This window comes from Malaciobacter sp. (assembly GCF_055140965.1).
This window is the reverse complement of the sequence record NZ_JBSRRO010000033.1, coordinates 1-22,111: the sequence shown is the minus strand read 5'-3', so window position 1 is coordinate 22,111 and position 22,111 is coordinate 1. Positions and strand designations below refer to the sequence as shown.

21 protein-coding genes and 1 pseudogene are annotated in these 22,111 nt (G+C 27.1%); 12 read left to right on the top strand and 10 right to left on the bottom strand.

Going from position 1 to position 22,111, the window contains the following annotated elements:
- Positions 1-120 precede the first annotated feature (120 nt).
- The 5 genes from ACTCCZ_RS09950 (at position 121) to ACTCCZ_RS09930 (ending at position 7,563) form a co-directional block, all read left to right on the top strand.
- A complete protein-coding gene (locus ACTCCZ_RS09950; RefSeq protein ID WP_079576949.1) occupies positions 121-813 on the top strand; it encodes a response regulator transcription factor in 693 nt (230 codons plus the stop codon).
- The gene (locus tag ACTCCZ_RS09945; RefSeq protein ID WP_079576950.1) at positions 803-2,506 is read left to right on the top strand and encodes a sensor histidine kinase; all 1,704 of its coding nucleotides are present in this window, start codon (positions 803-805) and stop codon (positions 2,504-2,506) included. Before ACTCCZ_RS09950 ends, ACTCCZ_RS09945 begins: the two co-directional genes overlap by 11 nt.
- A gap of 83 nt (positions 2,507-2,589) precedes the next feature.
- Positions 2,590-3,372, top strand: coding sequence for a sulfate reduction electron transfer complex DsrMKJOP subunit DsrO (gene dsrO, locus ACTCCZ_RS09940; RefSeq protein ID WP_079576951.1), 783 nt, complete (start codon positions 2,590-2,592; stop codon positions 3,370-3,372).
- Positions 3,372-4,550, top strand: a complete 1,179-nt coding sequence (gene nrfD / locus ACTCCZ_RS09935) for an NrfD/PsrC family molybdoenzyme membrane anchor subunit (protein ID WP_079576952.1) — start codon at positions 3,372-3,374, stop codon at positions 4,548-4,550. Before dsrO ends, nrfD begins: the two co-directional genes overlap by 1 nt.
- Positions 4,543-7,563, top strand: coding sequence for a molybdopterin-dependent oxidoreductase (locus ACTCCZ_RS09930; RefSeq protein ID WP_079576953.1), 3,021 nt, complete (start codon positions 4,543-4,545; stop codon positions 7,561-7,563). The genes nrfD and ACTCCZ_RS09930 overlap by 8 nt, the downstream gene beginning before the upstream one ends.
- Before the next feature lie 35 nt (positions 7,564-7,598).
- Here the strand turns inward: ACTCCZ_RS09930 and ACTCCZ_RS09925 are convergent, their stop codons facing one another.
- The 9 genes from ACTCCZ_RS09925 to ACTCCZ_RS09885 all read right to left on the bottom strand — a co-directional run bounded on the left by ACTCCZ_RS09925 (position 7,599) and on the right by ACTCCZ_RS09885 (position 14,005).
- Positions 7,599-8,096, bottom strand: coding sequence for a flavodoxin (locus tag ACTCCZ_RS09925; protein WP_079576954.1), 498 nt, complete (start codon positions 8,094-8,096; stop codon positions 7,599-7,601).
- A 20-nt stretch (positions 8,097-8,116) separates the two neighbouring features.
- Positions 8,117-8,887, bottom strand: coding sequence for a hypothetical protein (locus ACTCCZ_RS09920; RefSeq protein ID WP_079576955.1), 771 nt, complete (start codon positions 8,885-8,887; stop codon positions 8,117-8,119).
- Positions 8,887-9,213, bottom strand: coding sequence for a DUF2325 domain-containing protein (locus ACTCCZ_RS09915; RefSeq protein ID WP_079576956.1), 327 nt, complete (start codon positions 9,211-9,213; stop codon positions 8,887-8,889). Before ACTCCZ_RS09915 ends, ACTCCZ_RS09920 begins: the two co-directional genes overlap by 1 nt.
- Before the next feature lie 238 nt (positions 9,214-9,451).
- Positions 9,452-10,600: an Opr family porin gene (locus ACTCCZ_RS09910; RefSeq protein ID WP_079576957.1), complete on the bottom strand. Its 1,149-nt coding sequence runs from the start codon at positions 10,598-10,600 to the stop codon at positions 9,452-9,454.
- A gap of 165 nt (positions 10,601-10,765) precedes the next feature.
- Positions 10,766-10,993, bottom strand: coding sequence for a hypothetical protein (locus tag ACTCCZ_RS09905; RefSeq protein WP_079576958.1), 228 nt, complete (start codon positions 10,991-10,993; stop codon positions 10,766-10,768).
- Positions 10,994-11,085: 92 nt separating this feature from the next.
- On the bottom strand, positions 11,086-11,382 hold the full coding sequence (locus ACTCCZ_RS09900) for a hypothetical protein (protein ID WP_079576959.1): 297 nt from the start codon (positions 11,380-11,382) through the stop codon (positions 11,086-11,088).
- 56 nt (positions 11,383-11,438) lie between these two features.
- Positions 11,439-12,974 (bottom strand): sensor histidine kinase, encoded by a 1,536-nt coding sequence (locus ACTCCZ_RS09895; RefSeq protein ID WP_079576960.1) that lies wholly within the window; start codon positions 12,972-12,974, stop codon positions 11,439-11,441.
- Complete coding sequence (locus ACTCCZ_RS09890) at positions 12,975-13,409, bottom strand: NUDIX domain-containing protein (protein ID WP_079576961.1); 435 nt, start codon at positions 13,407-13,409, stop codon at positions 12,975-12,977. It lies immediately after the preceding gene.
- 8 nt (positions 13,410-13,417) lie between these two features.
- Entirely contained in the window at positions 13,418-14,005 is a 588-nt protein-coding gene (locus tag ACTCCZ_RS09885; RefSeq protein ID WP_079576962.1) for a DUF134 domain-containing protein, read from the bottom strand.
- Positions 14,006-14,126: 121 nt separating this feature from the next.
- On the opposite strand from ACTCCZ_RS09885, the gene ACTCCZ_RS09880 reads away from it, so the two are divergent.
- The 4 genes from ACTCCZ_RS09880 (at position 14,127) to ACTCCZ_RS09865 (ending at position 17,549) form a co-directional block, all read left to right on the top strand.
- On the top strand, positions 14,127-14,339 hold the full coding sequence (locus tag ACTCCZ_RS09880) for a DUF4492 domain-containing protein (RefSeq protein ID WP_079576963.1): 213 nt from the start codon (positions 14,127-14,129) through the stop codon (positions 14,337-14,339).
- Positions 14,340-15,866 carry a cytochrome ubiquinol oxidase subunit I gene (locus tag ACTCCZ_RS09875; protein WP_079576964.1) on the top strand — a complete coding sequence of 509 codons (1,527 nt, stop codon included), beginning with the start codon at positions 14,340-14,342 and terminating at the stop codon, positions 15,864-15,866. It begins immediately after the preceding gene.
- Entirely contained in the window at positions 15,866-16,999 is a 1,134-nt protein-coding gene (gene cydB, locus ACTCCZ_RS09870; RefSeq protein ID WP_079576965.1) for a cytochrome d ubiquinol oxidase subunit II, read from the top strand. Before ACTCCZ_RS09875 ends, cydB begins: the two co-directional genes overlap by 1 nt.
- A 118-nt stretch (positions 17,000-17,117) precedes the next feature.
- Positions 17,118-17,549 (top strand): NifB/NifX family molybdenum-iron cluster-binding protein, encoded by a 432-nt coding sequence (locus ACTCCZ_RS09865; RefSeq protein WP_079576966.1) that lies wholly within the window; start codon positions 17,118-17,120, stop codon positions 17,547-17,549.
- Between the two features lie 17 nt (positions 17,550-17,566).
- Here the strand turns inward: ACTCCZ_RS09865 and ACTCCZ_RS09860 are convergent, their stop codons facing one another.
- Positions 17,567-19,540, bottom strand: a complete 1,974-nt coding sequence (locus ACTCCZ_RS09860; protein WP_079576967.1) for a mechanosensitive ion channel family protein — start codon at positions 19,538-19,540, stop codon at positions 17,567-17,569.
- Between the two features lie 214 nt (positions 19,541-19,754).
- On the opposite strand from ACTCCZ_RS09860, the gene ACTCCZ_RS09855 reads away from it, so the two are divergent.
- The 3 genes and pseudogenes from ACTCCZ_RS09855 to ACTCCZ_RS09845 all read left to right on the top strand — a co-directional run.
- Complete coding sequence (locus ACTCCZ_RS09855; protein WP_079576968.1) at positions 19,755-20,156, top strand: hypothetical protein; 402 nt, start codon at positions 19,755-19,757, stop codon at positions 20,154-20,156.
- Between the two features lie 154 nt (positions 20,157-20,310).
- The gene (locus ACTCCZ_RS09850; protein ID WP_463187300.1) at positions 20,311-21,168 is read left to right on the top strand and encodes a hypothetical protein; all 858 of its coding nucleotides are present in this window, start codon (positions 20,311-20,313) and stop codon (positions 21,166-21,168) included.
- A 307-nt stretch (positions 21,169-21,475) separates the two neighbouring features.
- Positions 21,476-22,111, top strand: a pseudogene (locus ACTCCZ_RS09845) (methyl-accepting chemotaxis protein); the annotation flags it as partial.

The following is a 22,111-nucleotide window of genomic DNA, read 5'->3' as shown; positions in this document are numbered from 1 at the left end:
AAAATCTATTAATATATCTTAGAATAATAAGTTTAAAAATAGCATAAATAAATAAAGCTTTATGAAAAGTTTTATTTTGATTATGTATTATTGTAATAAATAAATAATATTGAGGTTTAAATGCAAAAAGAAGAATATCTTTTAAATTTATTATCTAACAAAAAAGTTTTATATGCAGAAGATGAAGAGGGAATACAAAAAAATGTAATACAAATATTAGAACTATTCTTTAGTGAAGTAATTAGTGTAAATGATGGACAAGAAGCTTTAGATTACTATTACTATAATAAACCAGATGTTGTTATTTTAGATATTTGTATGCCAAAATTGGATGGAATTGATGTTGTGACAAAAATTAGAGAAGATAATAAAAAGGTTCCTGTGATTATTTTAAGTGCACATACTGAGCAAGAGTACTTGTGGCGTGCTATTGAACAAAAAATTTGTAAATTTTTAATCAAACCATTTTCAAAAAAAACAATTATTGAGGGTTTGTTAAGTGCAGCATTAGAAATAAATAATTACAAAGCAAAAATTAAAATTGATAATGGAGTTTATGATCCTTTTTTAAAAACATTTGAAGTATCTGGAAAAATAAAAACACTATCAAAAAATGAGACTAAAATGTTAGAGTATTTAATAAGTAAAGTAAATGAAGTTGTTACATATGAAGAGATTTTTGATTATTTATGGAGTGAAGGAAGTATTCCAACAAAAGATGCAATAAAAGCAATAATAAAAGAGTTAAGAAAAATAATTGGAAAAGATAACATAAAAAATATTTTTGGGGTAGGGTATAAACTTGAAATTTGATATTAATTCACTTCATGATAATACATCAACAAAAACAAAAACTATTGTTTTAGTACTTGGAATGTTTTTTATTTTATCTTTATTCTTTATATATTTACAATACTCAACAACTAAAGAGTTTATAAATGAGAGTCAACATGAGTATGAAAAAAAGTTAAATTCAATTTACAAGGAGTCTATTTATAGAATAAAAAAATTTTATAAGAATAGAGGATTAGCTAATTTAAACTCTTTTGAAATAGAAAAATCTTTAGAATTAAATAATAAGAAAAGACTTTTTGAACTATCAAAAAAACGATGGGAAATATTAAGTAATGAAAATAACTATTTAAAAACAATGGCTTTTTATGATCACAATAAAAAACTAATCACATATTTAGGAAAAAAACCATCTTTAAATATACAAATAAATAAGGATTTAAATTTTATCATAAACAATAAAAAAGATTTAAATTTTAAAGTAAGTATAGAATCAATAAATAAAAAAGGCTATTTAGTATTTTTTATTGACCCACTATTTTTTCTATCTGAAATATATCATTTAGCAAATATTGAATCTTATATTCTTTTTGATAATCAATTACTTTTTCTAGAAAAATTTAAAAATTCAAGTTTAAAAAATCATTTAAATAGAAATAAAAAGAGTTTAAAGACTAATTTTGAATTGGATAATAAGCTTTATTCAACACATAGAATATCATTATTAAAAGATAATCATAATAAAAAAATTGAAATTATATTTTTTCAAGATATAACTTCAGGGCAAGAAAGGCTTTCATTTACTGTTTTAAAAACTTTTTTCTTACTTAGTATTTTGGGAACTATCTCTTTAATTATTTTACATTATGGGTTTAAAGTTTTAATTGATAGATTAGAACTTAGTAATAGTAATTTAGAAAAGAGTCAAGAAGAGTTATCCTTATTAAATAAAAATTTAGAAAAAAAAGTAGAGCAAGAAGTAGCTTTAAAAATTAAAAAAGAAAATGAAGCAAAGGAAAAAGAAAGAATATTAGTTCATCAAAGTAAACTAGCTTCAATGGGAGAGATGATAGGTAGTATTGCACATCAATGGAGACAACCTTTAACTCAATTAAGTAGTGTCCTTGTTTTAGTTGAGCTAAAGTATGAAAGGGGAAAGTTAACATTAAAAGAATTAAGAGAATCAATACACCAATCCCAAGAACAAATAGAATTTATGTCTAAAACAATAGATGATTTTAGGAATTTCTTTAAACCAAATAAACAAAAAGATTTTTTCAGTCCTTATAAAAGTGTTCAAAGTGCTTTATCTTTAATCAGTTCAAGTTTTGAAAACTATAATATAAAAGTCAATCTAAAATTTGAAGATGAAGTTTTAATCAATGGTTATGAAAGTGAGTTTTCTCAAGTTATATTAAATATATTAAGTAATTCAAAAGATGCTTTTATTGAAAAACAGATAGCCAACCCCATAATTACAGTTACTATCTCTAAAGAAGATAAAAACTCAAAGATAGTTCTTTGTGATAATGCAGGAGGTATAAATTTAACTCCTATTGAAAAGGTTTTTGAACCCTATGTTACTACAAAACATGCAAGTAGTGGAACAGGAATAGGTTTATATATGAGTAAAAATATTATAGAAAAAAGTATGAATGGTTCTTTAAGTGTTTCAAATAATAAAAATGGCGTTTGTTTTGAAATAATCTTATAAAAATTTATAAATTAAATTATTCTCCCTAATCTCACACAAGTTATAGTTATAGTTCCTTACTTAGTATTTTAAGGAGCTATATTATGGACAAATCCAAAAGAGAATTTATAAAAGGTGGGTTTGCAACACTTGTTGCAGCAGGTACATCTGCAAATGCCTTTACTTTACAAAATCCCGGTCGAGATGCGAAAGATTCAAGATATATTGGAAATAAATTAAAACAATATTCAATGATTATTGATTTAAGACAATGTGTTGGTTGTCAAGCTTGTACTTCTGCTTGTATGGTAGAAAATAGTGTACCAAATGGACAAAATAGAACGTTTGTTACAGAAATGGAAATTGGAGAATTTCCAAATGTAAGAAAAAGTTTTTTACCACAGTTATGTAACCATTGTGATGATCCCGCTTGTGTTCCTGTATGTCCAACAGGAGCTACTTTTAAAAGGGAAGACGGAATTGTTGTAGTAGATAGTGAAGTGTGTTGGGGATGTGGATATTGTGAAAATGCCTGCCCCTATGATAAAAGATTTATGAATAAAGAGACAAAAGTTATTGATAAGTGTACTTTTTGTGCCCATAGAGTTGACGAAGGTCTTTTACCTGCATGTGTTGAAACATGTGTTGGTGGAGCAAGGATTTTTGGTGATTTAAAAGATAAAAATTCAGAAATATCAAAATTATTAGCAAATTTTCCTACAACTGTACTTAAAAATGAACAAGGAACAAAACCACAAGTTTTTTATATAGGTTTAGATGGAAGAGTTGAGAATTTATTGAATGCAACAGTAAGTTTAGACGATATGATGAGAGAAGTTATTGGTTTAAAACCAAAAGAGTGGGCAACACAAAGAGGAGATAAATAATGGATACACTAATTACTACATTATCAGCGGTAACTCCTGATAGAGTTTGGGGTATAGATGTACCAAACTATTTTTGGTTTACAGGAAGTTCTGCGGCTGCTTTTATTATTTCAAGTTTTGCTCATGTGTTTGGTATGGAAAAATATAAACCAATTGCTGGGTTTTCACTTTTAATGGCATTAGTTTTATTAATTGCAGCACCAATGAATTTAATAGATGATTTAACTCAACCAGGAAGAGTAATGAATTTCTTTTTAAATGGCTGGGAAAACTTTCCAACTTCACCTATGAAATGGGGTGTATTGCTACTAATAGCCTATCCCATATTGATATTTTTTGAAGCATTAGTATTGTATAGACCATTTTTTGTAAAAAGGATGCATAATAGTAGTGGAATAAAAAAAAGATTCTACTTAATATTAACTTTAGGAAGAAAACAAATAAATGAAGAAGAAAGTAAAAAAGATCATCATTTAGGATTTATTTTAGGAGCAGTAGGGATACCTCTTGCACTTTGTGTTCATGGATATACTGGATATATTTTAGGTGCAGTTCATGCAAACTCTTTATGGAGTACACCACTTATGCCTATACTTTTTTTAGCTTCTGCTATGGTTTCAGGTACGGGTTTATTACTTGTGTTAATTCCTATTTTTCAAAAGTTTTTTACAGAACAAAAAAGAGTTGATGGTTCAATTATTGCAGAACTTGCAAAACTCCTAGCTTGGTTTATTGTAATTGATTTAGTAATTAGAGCATTATGGTTAAGCTTTGCAATAGCCTTTGGAAACGACCCTAAAAATTACTTAGTAGAGTTTTTTATAATACACTTTGAGATGACATTGTATGTTGAATATATATTATGCTTATTAATTCCTATGATTATTGGCTTTACTAAACTTAGAAATAATTTTCCTCTTGTATTTATTACAGGTATTGTTGTTGCAATTGGAGTTTGGTTATTTAGATGGAATACAGTAATTGGTGGACAAACGATTCCAAGAACTACTCCTGGTTTTTTAGAATATACACCACATTTATTAGGACAGGGAAGTATAACAGCTGTTTTAGCTAATTGGATGTTATTTATTGCACTTGTATGTTTAGTGACTGCATTTTTTCCTTGGGATGAAGAGATGAGTGAACACTACAAAAATAAAGGATTAGAAAATGAATAAAAATAGAAGAAACTTTTTATTAGGTACATCAGCTGTTGCTACAACAGCAGCAGTAGCAGGATATAAAGATACCTTAAAAACAGCAGTTACAATGAGCAGAAATGGAAAAGCTGTTGATGATCCGATATATACTAATTCATTATTAACAGAAGGAAAAGTTACAAATAAATTTATAAAGAATGATAATTTTTCTATTAGAACAAGTGTTTGTAATGGTTGTACAACACATTGTGGAGTAAGAGTTAAAGTTGATAATAAAAAAGAAGAAGTAGTTAAAGTTACAGGAAATCCTTACAGCCCACTATCAAGTGATCCTTGGCTTGATTTTAATACACCATTAAGTGAAAGTTTTAAAGTATTATCAAAAGATTCAAAATTAAGTTCATTGTATAGATCAACTGCATGTGCAAGGGGAAATGTAGTCTTTGATAAAATCAATGATAAATTAAGAGTTTTAAAACCTTTAAAAAGAGTAGGAAAAAGAGGTGAAAATAAATGGATTGAAATTGAGATTGAGCAATTACTTGAGGAAGTAACAAAAGGTGGAAATCTTTTTGGTGAAGGAGAAGTTGAAGGATTATCTTCAATTAGAGATTTAAAAACGCCATTAAAACAATCAAATCCAGAAATGGGACCTAAAGCAAATCAATTATGTATTTTAGGAACAGGAGATGAAGGAAGAAAAGCCTTTATGGTACATAGATTTAGAAATGCTTTTGGAACAGTTAATTACCAAGGACATACTTCGATTTGTGGTTTATCGATGCGTTCAGGAGAAGCTGCATACTTAGGTGATTTTAAAAAATATCCACATTTAAAACCAGATTTTGAGTATTGTGAGTATTTATTAACTTTTGGAACAGCACCTGGACAAGCAGGAAATCCTTTTAAAAGACAAGCAAAACTACTTACAAAAGGAAGAGTAAATGAAAACTTAAAATGTGTTACTATAGCGCCAATGCTTACAAACTCTGATAATATAGCAGTTGGAGACAAAAGTGAATGGATTCCAATTCTTCCAGGAGGTGATTTAGCTTTTGCAATGGGACTTTTGCAAGTAATAATTAAAGAGAATCTTTATAATGAAAAATATTTAAGTATACCTTCAAAAGAAGCTCAAACTAGTTTAAAAGAAGCTTCTTTTACAAATGCTACACATTTAATTATTCAAGATAAAGATGACAATTCTAAAGTTTTAAAAATCGATAATAAAGAGTTAGTTATAGATGAAAAAGATGGAGTTTTAAAAGAGGCTTCTATTGTAAAACAAGCAAAACTTTTTGTTGATGATATAGTTTTATACAAAAATAAAACATATAAGGTTAAAAGTGCTATGACTTTATTAAAAGAGAATGCATTTGAATATGATCTAGAGTTTTTTTCAAATGAGTGTGGAATTAGTAAAGATAGGATAATTCAAACAGCAAGAGAATTCACTTCTCATGGAAGAAAGGCTGCAATTGATTGTCATGGTGGTACTATGCACACTACAGGTTTTTACACAACATATGCAATCATGATGTTAGGTGCTATGATTGGTAACTTAAATTATAAAGGTGGAATGAGTGCTGGAGGAGGAAGATATAAAGACTTCAAAGGTTCAAAATATAATTTAATTTCATATGATGGCAAAATAAAACCAAAAGGCTATAGAATTGATAAAACAAGAGTTGCATATGAAAAAACAGCTGAGTATAAACAAAAATTGTCACAAGGTAAAAACCCATATCCTGCAAAAGATACTTGGTATCCATTTACGAATGCATTAGAATCAGAAATAGTAACAAATAGTGCAAATGATTATCCATATAAATTAAAAGCACTTATTAGTTGGAATGCAAACTTCATTTATGGACAAAGCGGAATGCAAAATATTAAAAAACTTTTAGAAAATCCAAAAACTTCTATTCCCTTAATTATTGCAATTGATCCTTTTATAAACGAAACATCTCAATATGCAGATTATATTGTACCTGATTCAGTTATTTATGAGACATGGGGAATTACAAGTGCATGGGCAGGTCATCAAACAAAAATTAATACATTAAGATTCCCTACAATAAAACCAAAACAAGCTACTTTTAAAAATGGAGAACCCATTTGTATGGATAGTTTTATGATAGAACTTGGAAAAAAATTAAATCTTCCTGGTTTTGGTAAAAGTGCAATATTAGGAAAAGATGGAAAAAAATACCCTTTAAATGCGGCAAAAGATTTTTATATTAGAGCTTTTGAAAATATTGCATTAGATAAAGGTGGTGTTCCAAATATAAGTGATAAAGAGATATCTTTAGCAAATTTAGAACCATACGTAAAAACTTTAAAAGATATTTGTGGTGAAAATTGGAGAAAAACTGCATATATTATGGCAAGAGGTGGAAGATTTGAAAATAAAGAAGATGGATATATAAAAAATAAATTAGTTCATAAATATGAAAATATGATAAATATCTATAATCAAACAGTTGGAACTTCTTTTCACTCAATGACAGGAGAAAGATTTCATGGAACACCAAGATTTTATCTAGCCAGATTAAATAATGGTGAGTTTTTAAATAAGGTATATCCAAAACAAAAATACCCAATACTTGCTTTTAGTTATAAATCAAATGTACTTTCACAAAGTACTGCCTCAAGTACAAAAATGCAAGAGATCAGGTTTTCAACTTATATTGATATGAATCCTAAAACAGCAAAAAAGAACTCTTTAAGACATGGAGATATGGTCAAGATATCATCTGAAGATGGAGTTGTAACAGGAATGCTAAGATATAGAAATGGAATATATCCAGAATGCATAGGAATTGAACATGGATTAGGTAGAGATGCAGAAGGTGCAGTTGAAGTAAAAATAAATGATAAAACTTTTGAAGCTAGAATTGCAAGAAAAAGTGGTGTAAATATTAATAAACTTGGACTTTTAGATAAGTCTAGAAAATTAGCTACATTAAGTGATTTTGTTGTTGGTTCAAATGCTAGACAAGCAATACCTGTAAAGATATCAAAAGTTTGATTTTTTTAAGTAGTCTTGATTTCTTCAAGACTACATTATAAAATATCAGCTTTTATTTTTTCAATCCATGTTTTGATTCTTTCATCTGTTAGGTCATCTTGATTATCTTCATCAATTACTAAACCTACAAATTCATCATCAATTTGAGCTTTTGAGTATTCAAAATCGTAATCTTTAGTTGATGTAAAACCAATAACATTTGCATTTGCTTTTTTTACTTGTTCATACATAATACCTAAAGCATCACAAAACTCATCACCATATCCATCTTGGTCACCAAGACCAAATAAAGCTACTGTTTTACCACTTAAGTCAAGTTCACAAAACTCTTCCCAGATTTCATCCCAGTCATCTTGTAGCTCTCCCTCACCCCATGTAGATGTACCTAAAATAATCTTATCAAACTTATTTATTTTTTGAATATCTTCATCACAAATATTAAACACTTCAATATTTCCTAATTCATTAGCGATTTTTTGTGCTACTTCTTCTGTATTTCCTGTGCTACTTGCAAAAAATAGTGCTGTTGCCATATTTTGTTATTCTCCTTAAATTATCTAATTGTTGATCTTAGCGAGTATGGAATTGCTTTAATTACATACGCTTTATTTTTTAACTCATCTACATAAACTGGTATGTGACGCTTAAAGTCATTTGCTTTTGGATATACTAAATAAACTTGAGAGTAGTTCTCTTTTTTTATACTTCTTATTGCGTATTCTAATTCATCTTTTATATCAGGTTTATTTTTTTGTATATTTTTCCATGAAGTATAAATCTTTAGTGCATTTACATCTTTACCTGTAATTGAAATAGAGTCTCCATGGTCTTTTACTGTTTTGTCTTTATGTAACTTTTTTATTTTATGCAAAACAAATTCATGAAAAAGTAAGTTTTTATCTAAAATAAACTGCATTTTGTTATTTACATAACATAAAGATATCAATTTTGCTACATCTAATATTTTTTTATTTGATGTGACAATTAAAGCTGATTTTCTCTTTTTATATGAGTTTATGATTTTAGTTGAATCTTTACAAAAATTAAAACTTTTCGTTTTATTTTTATTAAAAGGTATTTTATTTGGAAGTAAAGATTCTATTTTTTGATGAAATGCCTCTTTTAAAGAAAATTGTCTTAATCTTTTTTGTTCATATTTTGAGAATTTACATGAACTTTCTAACATATTATTGCAAAGTGCTAGAAATAACTGTCTATGTCTTAATGTTGATGTAAATTCATCAAAATCTTTTGGAAGTAATTCGCAATTGTCTATAAAACCTAAAAAAGTTTCATTAAAATTAAATTTATTAATACTGCTCATTATTTGCATCCACAATTTGCATAACATTCAGCACAATTTTTTATACCCATAATCTTAACATACTCATCATATACACAATTTACGCTTCTTTTTGCACATATAAAAGGAATGTTCTTTTTCTTTGCTTCACTTTTATATTTAAGCATTGTATTATGATTTAAAAAAGATGTTAACATTATGATACAATCTGTGTCTAGAGGGACTTTTTTCTTAGGAGCAGATGATTTTTTTCTTGCATCCCAGTGTTTGATTGACTTTGCACCTAAATCTTCTAACATATTTGATATATGTGAAATCTTATCTCCGCCTATAATTAATACACTCATTTGTTCTCCCTTTTTAACAAGTACACCCAGTAGGTTTAATTAGCTCATCTTTGTTTTTTAAAACATAAGTAGTTTTCATTTCTCATTCCTTTAATGATAATCATTATTAAAATAATACAAGAGAAAATCTTAAAGCTAGTTTAATATTGATAGTTATTATCAAAATATTTGAAATAAAAAAAGGGACTGAGAAAATCTCAATCCCTAAATAAGTGTTATATGAATTTTTTAGTTAATATTAGAAACTATAAGTGATATTTGCAACAAATTTATTGTAATCTTCACCATCATTTAAATCTGAGTTTTTATCAATGTTTGCATCAGAATAGATAAGTTCAGCACCAAGTTGCTCTGTGAAAGCATAAGCAGCTGCTAATGCAATCTCTTTGTCATCTACACTTTTTGAGTTTACATCATGATCTGCATGTGTGTAAAGTGCAGAAAGTTCTAAAGCTTTATATGTATAACCTACACCAAAGTAGTATGATTTTGCATCAGTTCCATAAACTGCATCACCTAACTCTTCTGTTGGGTCAATATTATCACCTAATGAGTCCATTGAACCAATTGCTCCATCACTATCTGTTTTAATATATCCAGCTTTTAGAGCAAAAGAATCAATATTTAATCTTCCTTCTAAATTATAAATACTACCATCTTCCATTTTATCAGCACCTTTTGGATTATCTTCATTTGAAGCTGCATAATGTGCTGTTAAACCAAATAAATCAGTATCATAATCAGCTTTTAAACCATAATAATCAGCAATATCATCTGCTGTATAAAAGTATGGATTAAATACTAAACCTTTTAAAGGCTCAACTTTTGCATCTATTACAAATGCAGGATTATCTTTGTTTGTTCCATCTTTTCTAAATCTAGAAAATTTATCATGTGTATCTAAAGTAATTTCAGCTTGTCTATTTGTGTATCCAGCTGTTAAAGTAGTGTATGGAATTGCTTTTAAGATACCAACAATGGCATCATTGTAATCACCTAACCACTCTAAATCAATCTCTTGTCTACCAGCTCTTAAAGCAAAGATATCATTTTCATAGTGGATATATGCTTCTGTTACTGAGCCATCTTCTACCATTGTATCTTCATAATCGTTGTGGTTTTTTTCAGAAGTTTGTGTATTACCTCTAAATCCTACAGCAGCAGAAAAACCTTTAAATGAGTCAGTTTCAAACTTCAATCCAATAGATGGAGTTGAAAAGCTACTATCTTCTTCACCACCATTTCTATCCCATGTTTCATAGTGAACTGATACATCTCCACTAATTTTCCCATTTTTAAAAGCTTCATCAATAGAGTTTGAATCTGCATAAACAGAACTTGCACTTAAAATTGCAACACTTGCAATTAAACTTAATTGTCTTTTCATTATTTTCCCTTATGTGTGTGTTATTAGAAGAACTAATTCGCGCGTTAAAATATTACGAGAATTATTATTAATATAAGCTTATATTGATAGTTGTTATCACTATTATTTGATAATAATTGACAAAATTAGTGTAGAATAAAAGATTAAATGCAAACTTATTTGCATTTAATCGCTGATTTTATGAAGATTAACATACCAATCTTCTGTAACATCTTCTTTTTCTAAATCTTGAAGTGTTAGCTCTATTTTATGGTCACTTAAAATATTTACGCCCTCAATTTTCTCTTCAGGAATATCTAAAATATCAACACAATACTCAATAGCCATCTCATCATACTCTAAATGATTGCTATATTCGTCCTCGCCTAATCGTATTATAAAAAAGTCTTCCATGTAATCCCTTGTAAAAAATTTGTGTAAATTATTATCAGGTTAGACTTAGAAGTAAATTAAGCTAGATAAATTTATGCTTCTAAAGACAAATATTATTTATCTTTAGATGGGATATATTTAAAAAAGAAGTATATAATTCCTACCATTGCTATAACAATTATGATAGAAATAAATGATAGTTCGACTTCGGCAGTTTGTCCTTTTACATAGTTTTTAGGCATAAATAAAAACATTGTAGAAAGTAGCATAAAAGATGCTGTTGCAATAGAAATTAAGTGAGCAAAAATCATATGGATTTTTGTTTTATAAAAGTCTTTTACTAACTTCCAAGTTATGAATGAAGCAGAAAATACTATTATAAGAACCACTATTTGTTCATAATTTTCCATGAATTTCCTTATTTTTTGTATAGATTTTATGTATTAAATACTTAAATAGACCTTATTTATAAAGGAAGTATTATTGTAAACTCTGCTCCTGTGTAATTTTTTTCTTTATAATTAAAATCTATGTTTTTTACATCAATTGAGCCATTTAAGTGTTTATTTACAATCTCTTTAGTCATATAAAGTCCTATTCCTGTTCCTTGACTTTGATGTTTTGTAGTAAAATATGGATCAAATATCTTAAATATAATATTTTCATTAATTCCACCAGCGTTATCACTTATTTTAATCTTTAATTTGTTTGTTGAATCTATTTTACATTTGATAAAAATTACTTTTTCTTCTATATTAAGCTTTTCTAAAGCATCATTTGAATTATTCAATATATTTAAAATAACATGTATTAATTCATTTTGTAATGATTTTATTTCTATACTTTGTATATCTTGTTCTATTTTGATATTTCTATTTTTAAATTTTGATGAGAGTAAAACTAGTGTTTTATTAAAAGTATTTTTGATATTAAAAACTTCTTCATATTTTGTAGTTTTGAAAAAATTTCTAAAATCATCTATTGTTTGTGAAAGATGTTTTGAAGATTCCAATATGGCCTCAATAAACTCACTTAAACTTTCATCTTTTAAAATGCCAAACTCTTTTTGCATTTTTATTCCACTAGCACTTACTGTCATAGTTGAAAGGGGTTGTCTCCATTGGTGAGCGATATTTTCTATCATCTCACCCATTGCTGCCATTTTTGATTGTTGATATATGATTTTTTCTTTTTTTTCTTTCTCTTTTTCTAAACTAATAACTTGAGTTACATCTATAACAACTCCAATAAGACCTAATACTTCACCTTTTGCATCAAAGTATGCTGATTTATAAAAAACAACATCAAATCTTTTATCAACTGTTTTGTTATAAATTTCTGCTTGATATATTTGAGGACTCTCTTCAAGGGAAAATACTTTTTTATCTTCTTCAAAATAAATTTCTGCAATATCTTTAGGAGCTATATCAAAAACCGATTTTCCCAATACTTCATCTTCTTTAATTCCTGTTAATTTTTCCCAAGCTTTGTTGCAACCTAAATATTTTCCATGGATATTTTTATAAAAAATTGCCGTTGGATTGTTTTTTAGTAAAGTATTTAAAAATATTTTTTGATTTTCTATTTCAGCTATTTTTATATCTACTTCTTCTTTTAATAGAATCTCTTTTTCTAGTTTTTCTGTTATTTCTCTTGCTATGCTTATTAAATAGTTTTTATTGTTTATTTTTTGAAGTTTATTACTTGATTCTAAGGAGTATTTATTACCTGATTTTGAAAAATATTTAGCATATGTAATACTACTTTTTGTCGTTTCTAACTCTTTTTTTAAAGTATTAAAAGGTTTGTTTTCTTTTTGCTTTCTAATATCTGAAATATCTAAATGTACTAACTCATCTTTTGTGTATTCAAATTTTTCTAAAAATAAATTATTTGCATATACAACTTTTTTTGAATCTAAGTCTGTAATAAAAATTATATCATTTGCATTAAAAATTAAACTACTTAAACAATCCAAAGAAATTTCTGTTTCTTCTATCACTTAAATTTCCTCATATTTTATAAAATCTTTTACTATTTGTTTATGGTCAAACACTAGTTTATCAAAAGGGATTTCATTTAAGCTATAAATCTTTGCACTTTTTGCATCATCTGCTGCAATTGGCTTACCATATGCTTTACAAATGTAACTGCATGAAACACAATGGAATCTTTCATCTCTTTTTGGATCTGAATATACTCCTAAAAGTTTTAAAATACTTACATCTAAGTTTACTTCTTCTTTCATCTCTCTTTTTAAAGCATCTTCGACTTTTTCACCAATGTCAACAAAACCTCCTGGTAATGCAAGTCCTAAAGGAGGATTTTTTCTTGTTATTAAAACAATACCTTTAAAATTCTCTTTATCATCGAAAATTTTAATAATTCCATCAGTAGCAATATGTGGTGTTTTTATTTTATTTTCAATATTATTCATAATTTCTCTTAGATTGGAATATTTGATAAATCATCAAATTTTATTTTCTTTTTTAAAATAGTATAAATACCTTTTGATAGTAAAGAGTTTTTTAATCCAGCACCAATTTCATTTGCTAAAAAGAAGTTTACATTATTTTCAACAAAAAGTTTTGGTAAGGCCATACCTGGTTTTTGTTTTTGAAAAAAAACAGGATTTTCTAAACTTTTTAATAATTTATAACTTTTTTCTTTTATTTCAAAGATTAAAATATATTTTCCTTGTGATGTGTTGTTGATTAGTTTCTCTTCAACATCACTACAAATTGCAACTGTATAGTTATCTTTTTGATCATGAATATGTAGTTTTGCACCACCAATTAGACTATTTGCAACTTTATGTCTAGCATTTCTTATGATTCTTGATAAAGTAGGTCTTGATACATTCATTTTTTGTGCTGCTTCTTCTTGATAAAGTCCAAGTAAATCTATAAGATAAATTGCCTCAATCTCCTCGTGAAGCAAGGCTATTTCATTGTTGTTTTCAATTTCATTTTGCCCAAAATTTTTAAAAAGTGGTTTGAAGTTTAACTCTCTTTGATTTTTGTCCCTAGCCATTTAATTCCTTATAATTAAAAAAGATATTTTATCATAAATATAATAATTTAGCACTTTTATACTTGACATATGTTCAAAAAAGTAGTAAAATTATGAACATATGTTCAATATTGGAGATTATATGAACTATTTAAAATCGATTTACAACTTATATTATGATGGCTTTAGAAACTTAACTGTAGGAAAGAGTTTATGGAAAATAGTAATTATAAAATTGATTACTATTTTAGTGATATTAAATATCTTTGTTTATGACAAAAGTTTTAAAAGTGAATATAAAACAGAAAAACAAAAACAAAATTTTGTTTTTAAAAACATGACAAAAGGAGATTAAATGGAAGATAGTTTAGTAGATTGGTCCAGAGCCCAGTTTGCACTAACTGCAATTTATCACTTCTTGTTTGTTCCTTTAACTTTAGGTTTGTCTTTTATTATTGCAATAATGGAGACTATTTATGTTAAAACTAAACAAGAAAAGTATAAAAAAATGACTAAGTTTTGGATGACTTTATTTGCTATAAATTTTGCAATTGGAGTTGCCACTGGTATCATTATGGAGTTTGAATTTGGTACAAACTGGGCAAATTATAGTTGGTTTGTTGGAGATATTTTTGGTGCACCTTTAGCTATTGAGGGAATTTTAGCATTTTTTATGGAATCAACATTTTTTGCAGTTATGTTTTTTGGATGGAATAAAGTATCAAAAGGTTTTCATCTATTATCAACTTGGTTAGTTGCTATTGGTTCAAATTTAAGTGCTTTTTGGATTTTGGTTGCAAATGGATGGATGCAATATCCAGTTGGAATGAAATTTAACATAGATACAGTTAGAAACGAAATGGCAAATTTTTGGGATGTTGCTTTATCTCCTGTTGCAGTTAGCAAATTTTTGCATACTGTTGGAAGTGGATATGTAATTGGAGCCCTTTTTGTAGTAGGTATTAGTGCTTGGTTTTTACTTAAAAAAAGAGAAATTGCATTTGCTAAAAGTTCTATGCTAATAGCAGCTACTTTTGGACTTATAGTATCTCTTTTTTTAGCTTTAAGTGGAGATGAGTCAGCACATCAGGTTGCTTTAAAACAGCCTGTAAAACTTGCAGCAATGGAAGGACTTTATGAGGGAAAAGAGGACGCTGGAATTGTTGCAATTGGTATTTTAAATAGTAAAAAAAGTGTTGATAATGATGAAGATACTTTTCATTTTGAGATGGAGATACCTTATGCACTTTCACTTTTAGGTTACCATAATCCAAATGCATTTGTTCCTGGATTAAAAGATTTGGTTTATGGAAATGAAAAATATAATATTGAAAGTGCTAAAGAGAAAATAGCAAAAGGTAAAATAGCCCTTGAAGCTTTTAAACAGTATAAAAAGTATGAAAAAGAGGGTAACACTAAAAAAGCAAATGATGCAAAACTTGTTTTAGAAAGTTATGTGAACTATTTTGGTTATGGTTACTTAGATAAACCAACTGATATTATTCCTCCTATTGCACTTACCTTTTATTCATTTCATATAATGGTAGCACTTGGTGGATGGTTTATATTACTTTTTGCAGTAATTTTATTTTTACTTTTAAAAAAAGATATTACAAAACAAAAATTTTGGTTATATGCAAGTGTTTTTTCTATTCCTTTAGGATACATAGCAGCAGAAGCTGGATGGATTGTAGCAGAAGTTGGAAGACAACCTTGGGCGATTCAAGATTTGATGCCTGTAGGAATTGCGGCAACTAATATTGCAACAACAAATGTACAGATTACTTTTTTCTTGTTTGCTTTTTTATTTACAGCTTTATTAATTGCTGAATTAAAAATTATGGCAAAACAGATAAAAATTGGTCCAAATGGAGGTCACTAATGTTTGAAAGCTTAACATATTTACAACTTCAACAGTATTGGTGGATAATAATTTCACTACTTGGTGGACTTTTTGCTTTTATGATGTTTATTCAAGGAGGACAAACTTTACTTGGAAAAATATCAAAAGATGATGAGATTTTAAAAACAATGCTAGTTAATTCACTAGGTAGAAAATGGGAATTAGGGTTTACTACTTTAGTCTTATTTGGTGGAGCTTTATTTGCTGCTTTTCCTTTATTTTATTCTACTAGTTTTGGTGGAGCATACTGGGTTTGGATGGGAATACTTTTTTGTTTTATTATTCAAGCTGTTAGTTATGAGTTTAGAACAAAACCAAATAACTTTTTTGGGCAAAAAACATATGAAACATTTTTATATATAAATGGAAGTTTAGGAGTATTTTTATTAGGCATTGCTATTGCTACATTTTTTAGCGGTTCAGAGTTTTTTATTGATGAAAGAAACTTCTCATTTTGGCAAAACAGTTTAAGAGGTCTGGAAGCTTTAGGCAATCCTTTTAATATACTTTTAGGAATCTCACTTTTATTTTTAGTACGAATTAGTGGTGCTATGTATTTTATTAATAATATTGATAATAATTTGATTAGAAAAAGAAGTGTTAATTCTATAAAAATTGACATGATAATATTTTTAGTATTTTTCTTAAATTTTTTATATATGCTTTTTACAAGAAGCGGTTTTGCTTATGATGAAAATGGGCATGTTTTTATAGAAAAATATAAATATTTGAATAATTTTTTAGATATGCCTTTTGTAGGAATTATTTTTACATTGGGAATTATACTTGTAATTATTTCTGTTTTTAATACTGTTGAAAAGCAAAAAAGTTGTTGTATAAAAACAGGAGGAGTTGGAATAGTTTTAACAGTAATGGCACTGTTTTTAAATGTAGGTTTTAATGGAACTTCTTATTATCCATCAGTATATAATTTACAAAGTTCATTGACTATTGAGAATAGTTCAGGAAGTGAATATACCTTACTTGTGATGAGTTATGTGTCACTTATGGTACCTTTTGTACTTGCTTATATTACATATGCATGGTATCAAATGGATAAAGTAAAAATAACAAAAAAAGAAATAACATCAAAAGATGCACACAATTACTAGGAGGTAAATATGGATTATACAAGTTCATTGATTTGGCTTAGTGTATGGCCATTTGTAATATATATAGCATATAGATTTTGTTTTAAAAACGCACAAAAATTTGACGAGGAGTTTTAAAATGTATGCATTCCCCTTAAAAACAGCAAAAGAGAACAGCGCAGTTGCTCCATCATTTTGTAAAGCAAAATATTTTGCTTTTTATGATGGAGAAAATTTAAATATCAAAAGAAACGAAAATACTTGTGGTAGAAGTGTAATGCAGTGGCTTTTAGAAAATAATGTAAAAAAATTAATTATAAAAGATATTGGAAGAAATCCATATAAACTTGCACAAAAAAACAATTTTGAGTTTTATTATGCAGGTGATAATAGAGTTGAAACTACTGAGATTTTAAATAAAATTAAAACTTCAACACTTGAAAAGTTAAGTGAACAGAAACTTCAAGAGATTATAGAAAATCGCAATGGAACTCATCATTCACATGAGCATAAACATGGCACTGGACATGGACATTCACATAAAAACAAAAACTCTTTTGTTTTTGTTTAAGTTATAAAAGAAGAGGATTATTTCTCTTCTTTTTCTAAATAAATCGTTTGTGTAGGGAACGCAAATTTACAATGATTTTGTTCAAGAAGTTGTGAAATTTTTATAATTACATCTTGTTTTGTATCTAGCCAATCTTCCCAGTTTGGACTTCTACTAAAACAATATACCATTATATTTATTGAGCTACTATCATATTCATCAATATAAACTAAAAGATTGTTTTTTATTCCCATTAGATCTTCTTTTTTCAATAAATATGGTTTTTTATCGATATTTAGTCTTGATGTGGCAATTTGTGGGTGTTCTTGTAACATTTCCCTTATATCATATACTAGGTTTTCAATATCACTCATTTTACTATCATAAGTTATATTTAAAGTCATATTAATTCTTCTTCCAATTACTCTTTTAGACCAGTTTAAAATAGCTAAGTTTGCTAGTTCTGCATTTGGTATAGTAATCATAGCATTTGCAAATGTTCTAATTCTTGTCGTTCTCATTCTAATATCAACTACAGTTCCTTCAACATTTCCAGCTTGAATCCAATCCCCTTGAGAAAATGAGTTATCTGTAATAATATTTAAAGAACCAAAAAAGTTTGAAAGAGTATCTTTTGCAGCAAGTGCAACAGCAATACCACCAATACCAAGTGAAGCTATAACTGCTTTTATATCAAAACCTAGTTGTACAAGTAAAAATAAAGCAACAAAAATAAGAATAACAATTTTAAAAATTCTTAAAATAAAATCAACCATCTCTTTTCGCATATTAGGATATTGACTAAATATCTTATCAGATGATTCATTTATATAGTTTGTCAAAATTCTGTAAAACATAAAACTAAATAGGGCTAAATATGTAGTATTAAACCATGGAATTAGTTTATTTATAAGTTGTGCATCTTCTATTAAAAGAAGTAGAGAAAACTGAATTGCAAATAAATATACAATCATAGACATGGTAAATCTAAAACTAGATGGAATAATATCTAAAAGTGAAATATCTAAATTTTTTATTTTTACAGATAGTTTTTTATTGAAAAGATTTGCTAAAACTGGAAGTAGTTTTCTATTTATTAGCATAAATATAAATAAAATTGCAAAAAGAATAACCACTTTACCTATTGAGATGTGAAAATAGTAATCTAATGTTTCAGATAAATCTTTTAAATATGTATTTGAATCAATTTTTTTAATAACATATTTTAAACTTAAATCATCAAGTATAAAATTACTTGGTCTATATTCATTCATGTTTGTTTTAAGATAATTATATACAAGTAAATGGGCTTTGATTTGATTTTTAAGTGTTAAAAAAGACTCTTTAAAAGCATTTGACACAGGATCATTTTGAAGTGATATTTCATTGTAAGTATCTTGAAAGGGTTTTATATCAATTCTTTTTAATCTGCTTATTTGATTATTTAAAAGTGAGATGAAAAACTTTTTATCTTTAAATGAATTTTTACCATCAATTATAGAGTTTATAGTATCTGCAAAATTTTTTTGATTTTCTAAGATAGATACTTTTAACATATCTCTTGATACTGCAAGTGAGTTATCATATTTTGAGTTTACATTTATTTTACTATTTAAAAATCTTAACTCTTTTTGGTACTGATTTTCATTGAAAGGATAAAATATCTCATCATTTATATTATTTGTAATTTTTTTTATTTCACTTTCAACTTTTTCAATTTGTTTAGCTGGTTGTTTGTTGAAATCCTTGCTTTGAACAATTTTTATAATGATTCCCAAATCATAATAATGCATTGATCTTTTATCTTTTGAAGAACTTAAAGATTCATCATCAAATTGTTGTGTGCTACTATCTGTAATGCTGTTTTGAGTATTTGTATTATTAACTTGAGTAGCAGCTTTAATAAGTGTTGTATTAGCAAAAAGATTGATACTTATAATAGCAAGTAAAATTATTTTGAATATTTTTGTTTTGATTGTGAGTCCTTTTTGGATATATTTGTTATTATACAAAAATAAAGTTTATTATAAAGTTTAGTTTACAAATAAAAAAAGCAGATTTTTCAATCTGCTTTTTATTTAGGAAGAACAATGAATGTATCATAGATAAAGTTTCGCGCCTCTTTATCTATATATGTTAAAATTATAACCTATGGTAATTAACTAAACAAAAACAGATGGTTAATAAAAAGTTAACATAAGAAAAAATCATAAAAGAAGGAAGAAAATGCAAATTATAATTTTTGTTTTAGTATTAATTATTCTTGGTGCTGTTATTTATCAAAAGCTAAGGAGAAAATATACTACAGGCCAAATTTTATTAGGTACTACTGCTATAACTGTTTTATTTATAGGGTCAGTTTATATTTTTAATATGAGTGAGGGTGGAATAAAAGCTGCTTTTAAATCAAAATATAAAGAGATTTATGGAAATGAAATTTCAAAACTAAGTGCTAGTATTATGCAAAGTAAAAAAGGTTTAGATGCAAATGAGTACTTTTACAAATTTGTTTATATTACTATAAAAAATAAAAAAGAGTATGTTTGTGAAGCAAAAAATGTTTTTGTTCAACTAATAGAAGATGAATATGTATTTAAAGAGATAAAAGAAGAGTGCAGAGAAAAATAAAAATATTGTTTTTCTGTAAAAAAAATTTTACTAAATAACAAAAAAATACATAATTTCAATTTATTTGGATAATAAATTGAAAAAATTCCATATTAAAAGATATTTATAATAAATTTAGGTATATAATTGTTTACATATTATGTAAGGGGTTTATATGCTAAATAATATTTCTACTAGAAAAAAACTTATGTTTTTTCCAGCTTTATTTATTATCAATATAATAATAGCTGGAATAATCTTTTCTCATTTCAATGGAAAAGTAAATCATGATGTAAAAATTCAAATTAGTACAGAAGAGTTTATTCAAGATCTTTTAAAGGGTCGAATTTCAGTTTATCAGTTTTTAAGAGTTTCAAACGAACAAAGAGCACAAAAAGTAAGAGATGATTTTAATAACTTAGATAAAAGTGTTAAAGATCTTCAGTCAATGTTAGTTGAGCAAAAAAATATTGATTTAACAAATAAAATTTTGAAGTTATCTTCTGAATATATTGAAGATTTTGATAAATTTTCAGAAGAAAAAATACAAAATTATAAAAATGGTATAAATAAAGAGAGTGCTGAAGCTAAAAGATTAGTTTTAACTATGAGAGAAACAGCTACAGACTTAGAAAAAGAATTAGTAAAAATAAACAAAAGTGCAATTGAACTAAAAGAAGAAGCAAATAGTACTTTAACAACTGTATTATTGGTCTTAGCAATAATATCATCAATTATATTTATTCTATTTTCTATTGCTTTATCATCTTTGATAGTTAATACTTTAAATCATTTTAAAGATGGATTACTATCTTTCTTCTCATTTTTAAACAGAGAATCAAAAGATGTAAAACCTTTAGAAGCAAAAGGAAGTGATGAGTTTGCACAAATGGCAAATCTTGTAAATGAAAATATCATCAAGATAAATGAAGGTCTTAAAAAAGATAATGAATCAGTTGAAGATGCTTTAAAAATAGTAGAAAAAGCAAAACTTGGATATTTAGATGTACAATTAACAATTAAAAGAGTTTAGTAATTATAAGTTTACAAGTAAAGTAGATAGTAGTGGTGTTGAAGGAGATATGAAAGAGTTTATAGAGAATGTAAACTTCTTAACAGATGAGATATCAGGATTGTTAAAAGATTCATTAATCATAGGATTAACACTAGATGAAGCATCAGATAAATTAATAACAAATGTAGATGTATTAAATACAAGTTCAAATGAAGCAGCAGCAAGTCTAGAAGAGACAGCAGCAGCACTAGAAGAGATAACAAGTACAATAGTAAATAACTCAGAGAATGTAGCAAAAATGAGTAACTACGCCCAAGAGTTAAGTAACTCAGCAAAAACAGGGCAAAACTTAGCAAATAAAACAACAAAATCAATGGAAGAGATAAATGAACAAGTAAGTTCAATAAATGAAGCAATAAGTGTAATAGATCAAATAGCATTCCAAACAAATATACTAAGTTTAAACGCAGCAGTAGAAGCAGCAACAGCAGGAGAGGCTGGAAAAGGATTTGCAGTAGTAGCCCAAGAGGTTAGAAATCTTGCAACAAGAAGTGCTCAAGCAGCTAAAAAAATAAAAGAGATAGTAGAGAATGCAACAAGTAAAGCAATTGAGGGGAAAAATATCAGTGGTGAGATGATAAAAGGGTATGATCTATTATTAGAGAATATACAAAACTCAACACAAATGATAGGTGAGATAGCAAGTGCAAGTAAAGAGCAAGAATCAGGTATCACACAAATTAATGATGCAGTAACACAATTAGATCAACAAACACAAAAGAATGCATCAATAGCAACACAAACACATGATATCGCAATACAAACAGATACTATAGCAAAAGAGATAGTAAGTGATGCAAACTCAAAAGAGTTTTTAGGAAAAGAACAAGCAAAAGTAAAAAAGATAGATGTTCCACATGAGGAAGAGCCAAAAGCAAAATATGATAAAAAAGAAGAGTAT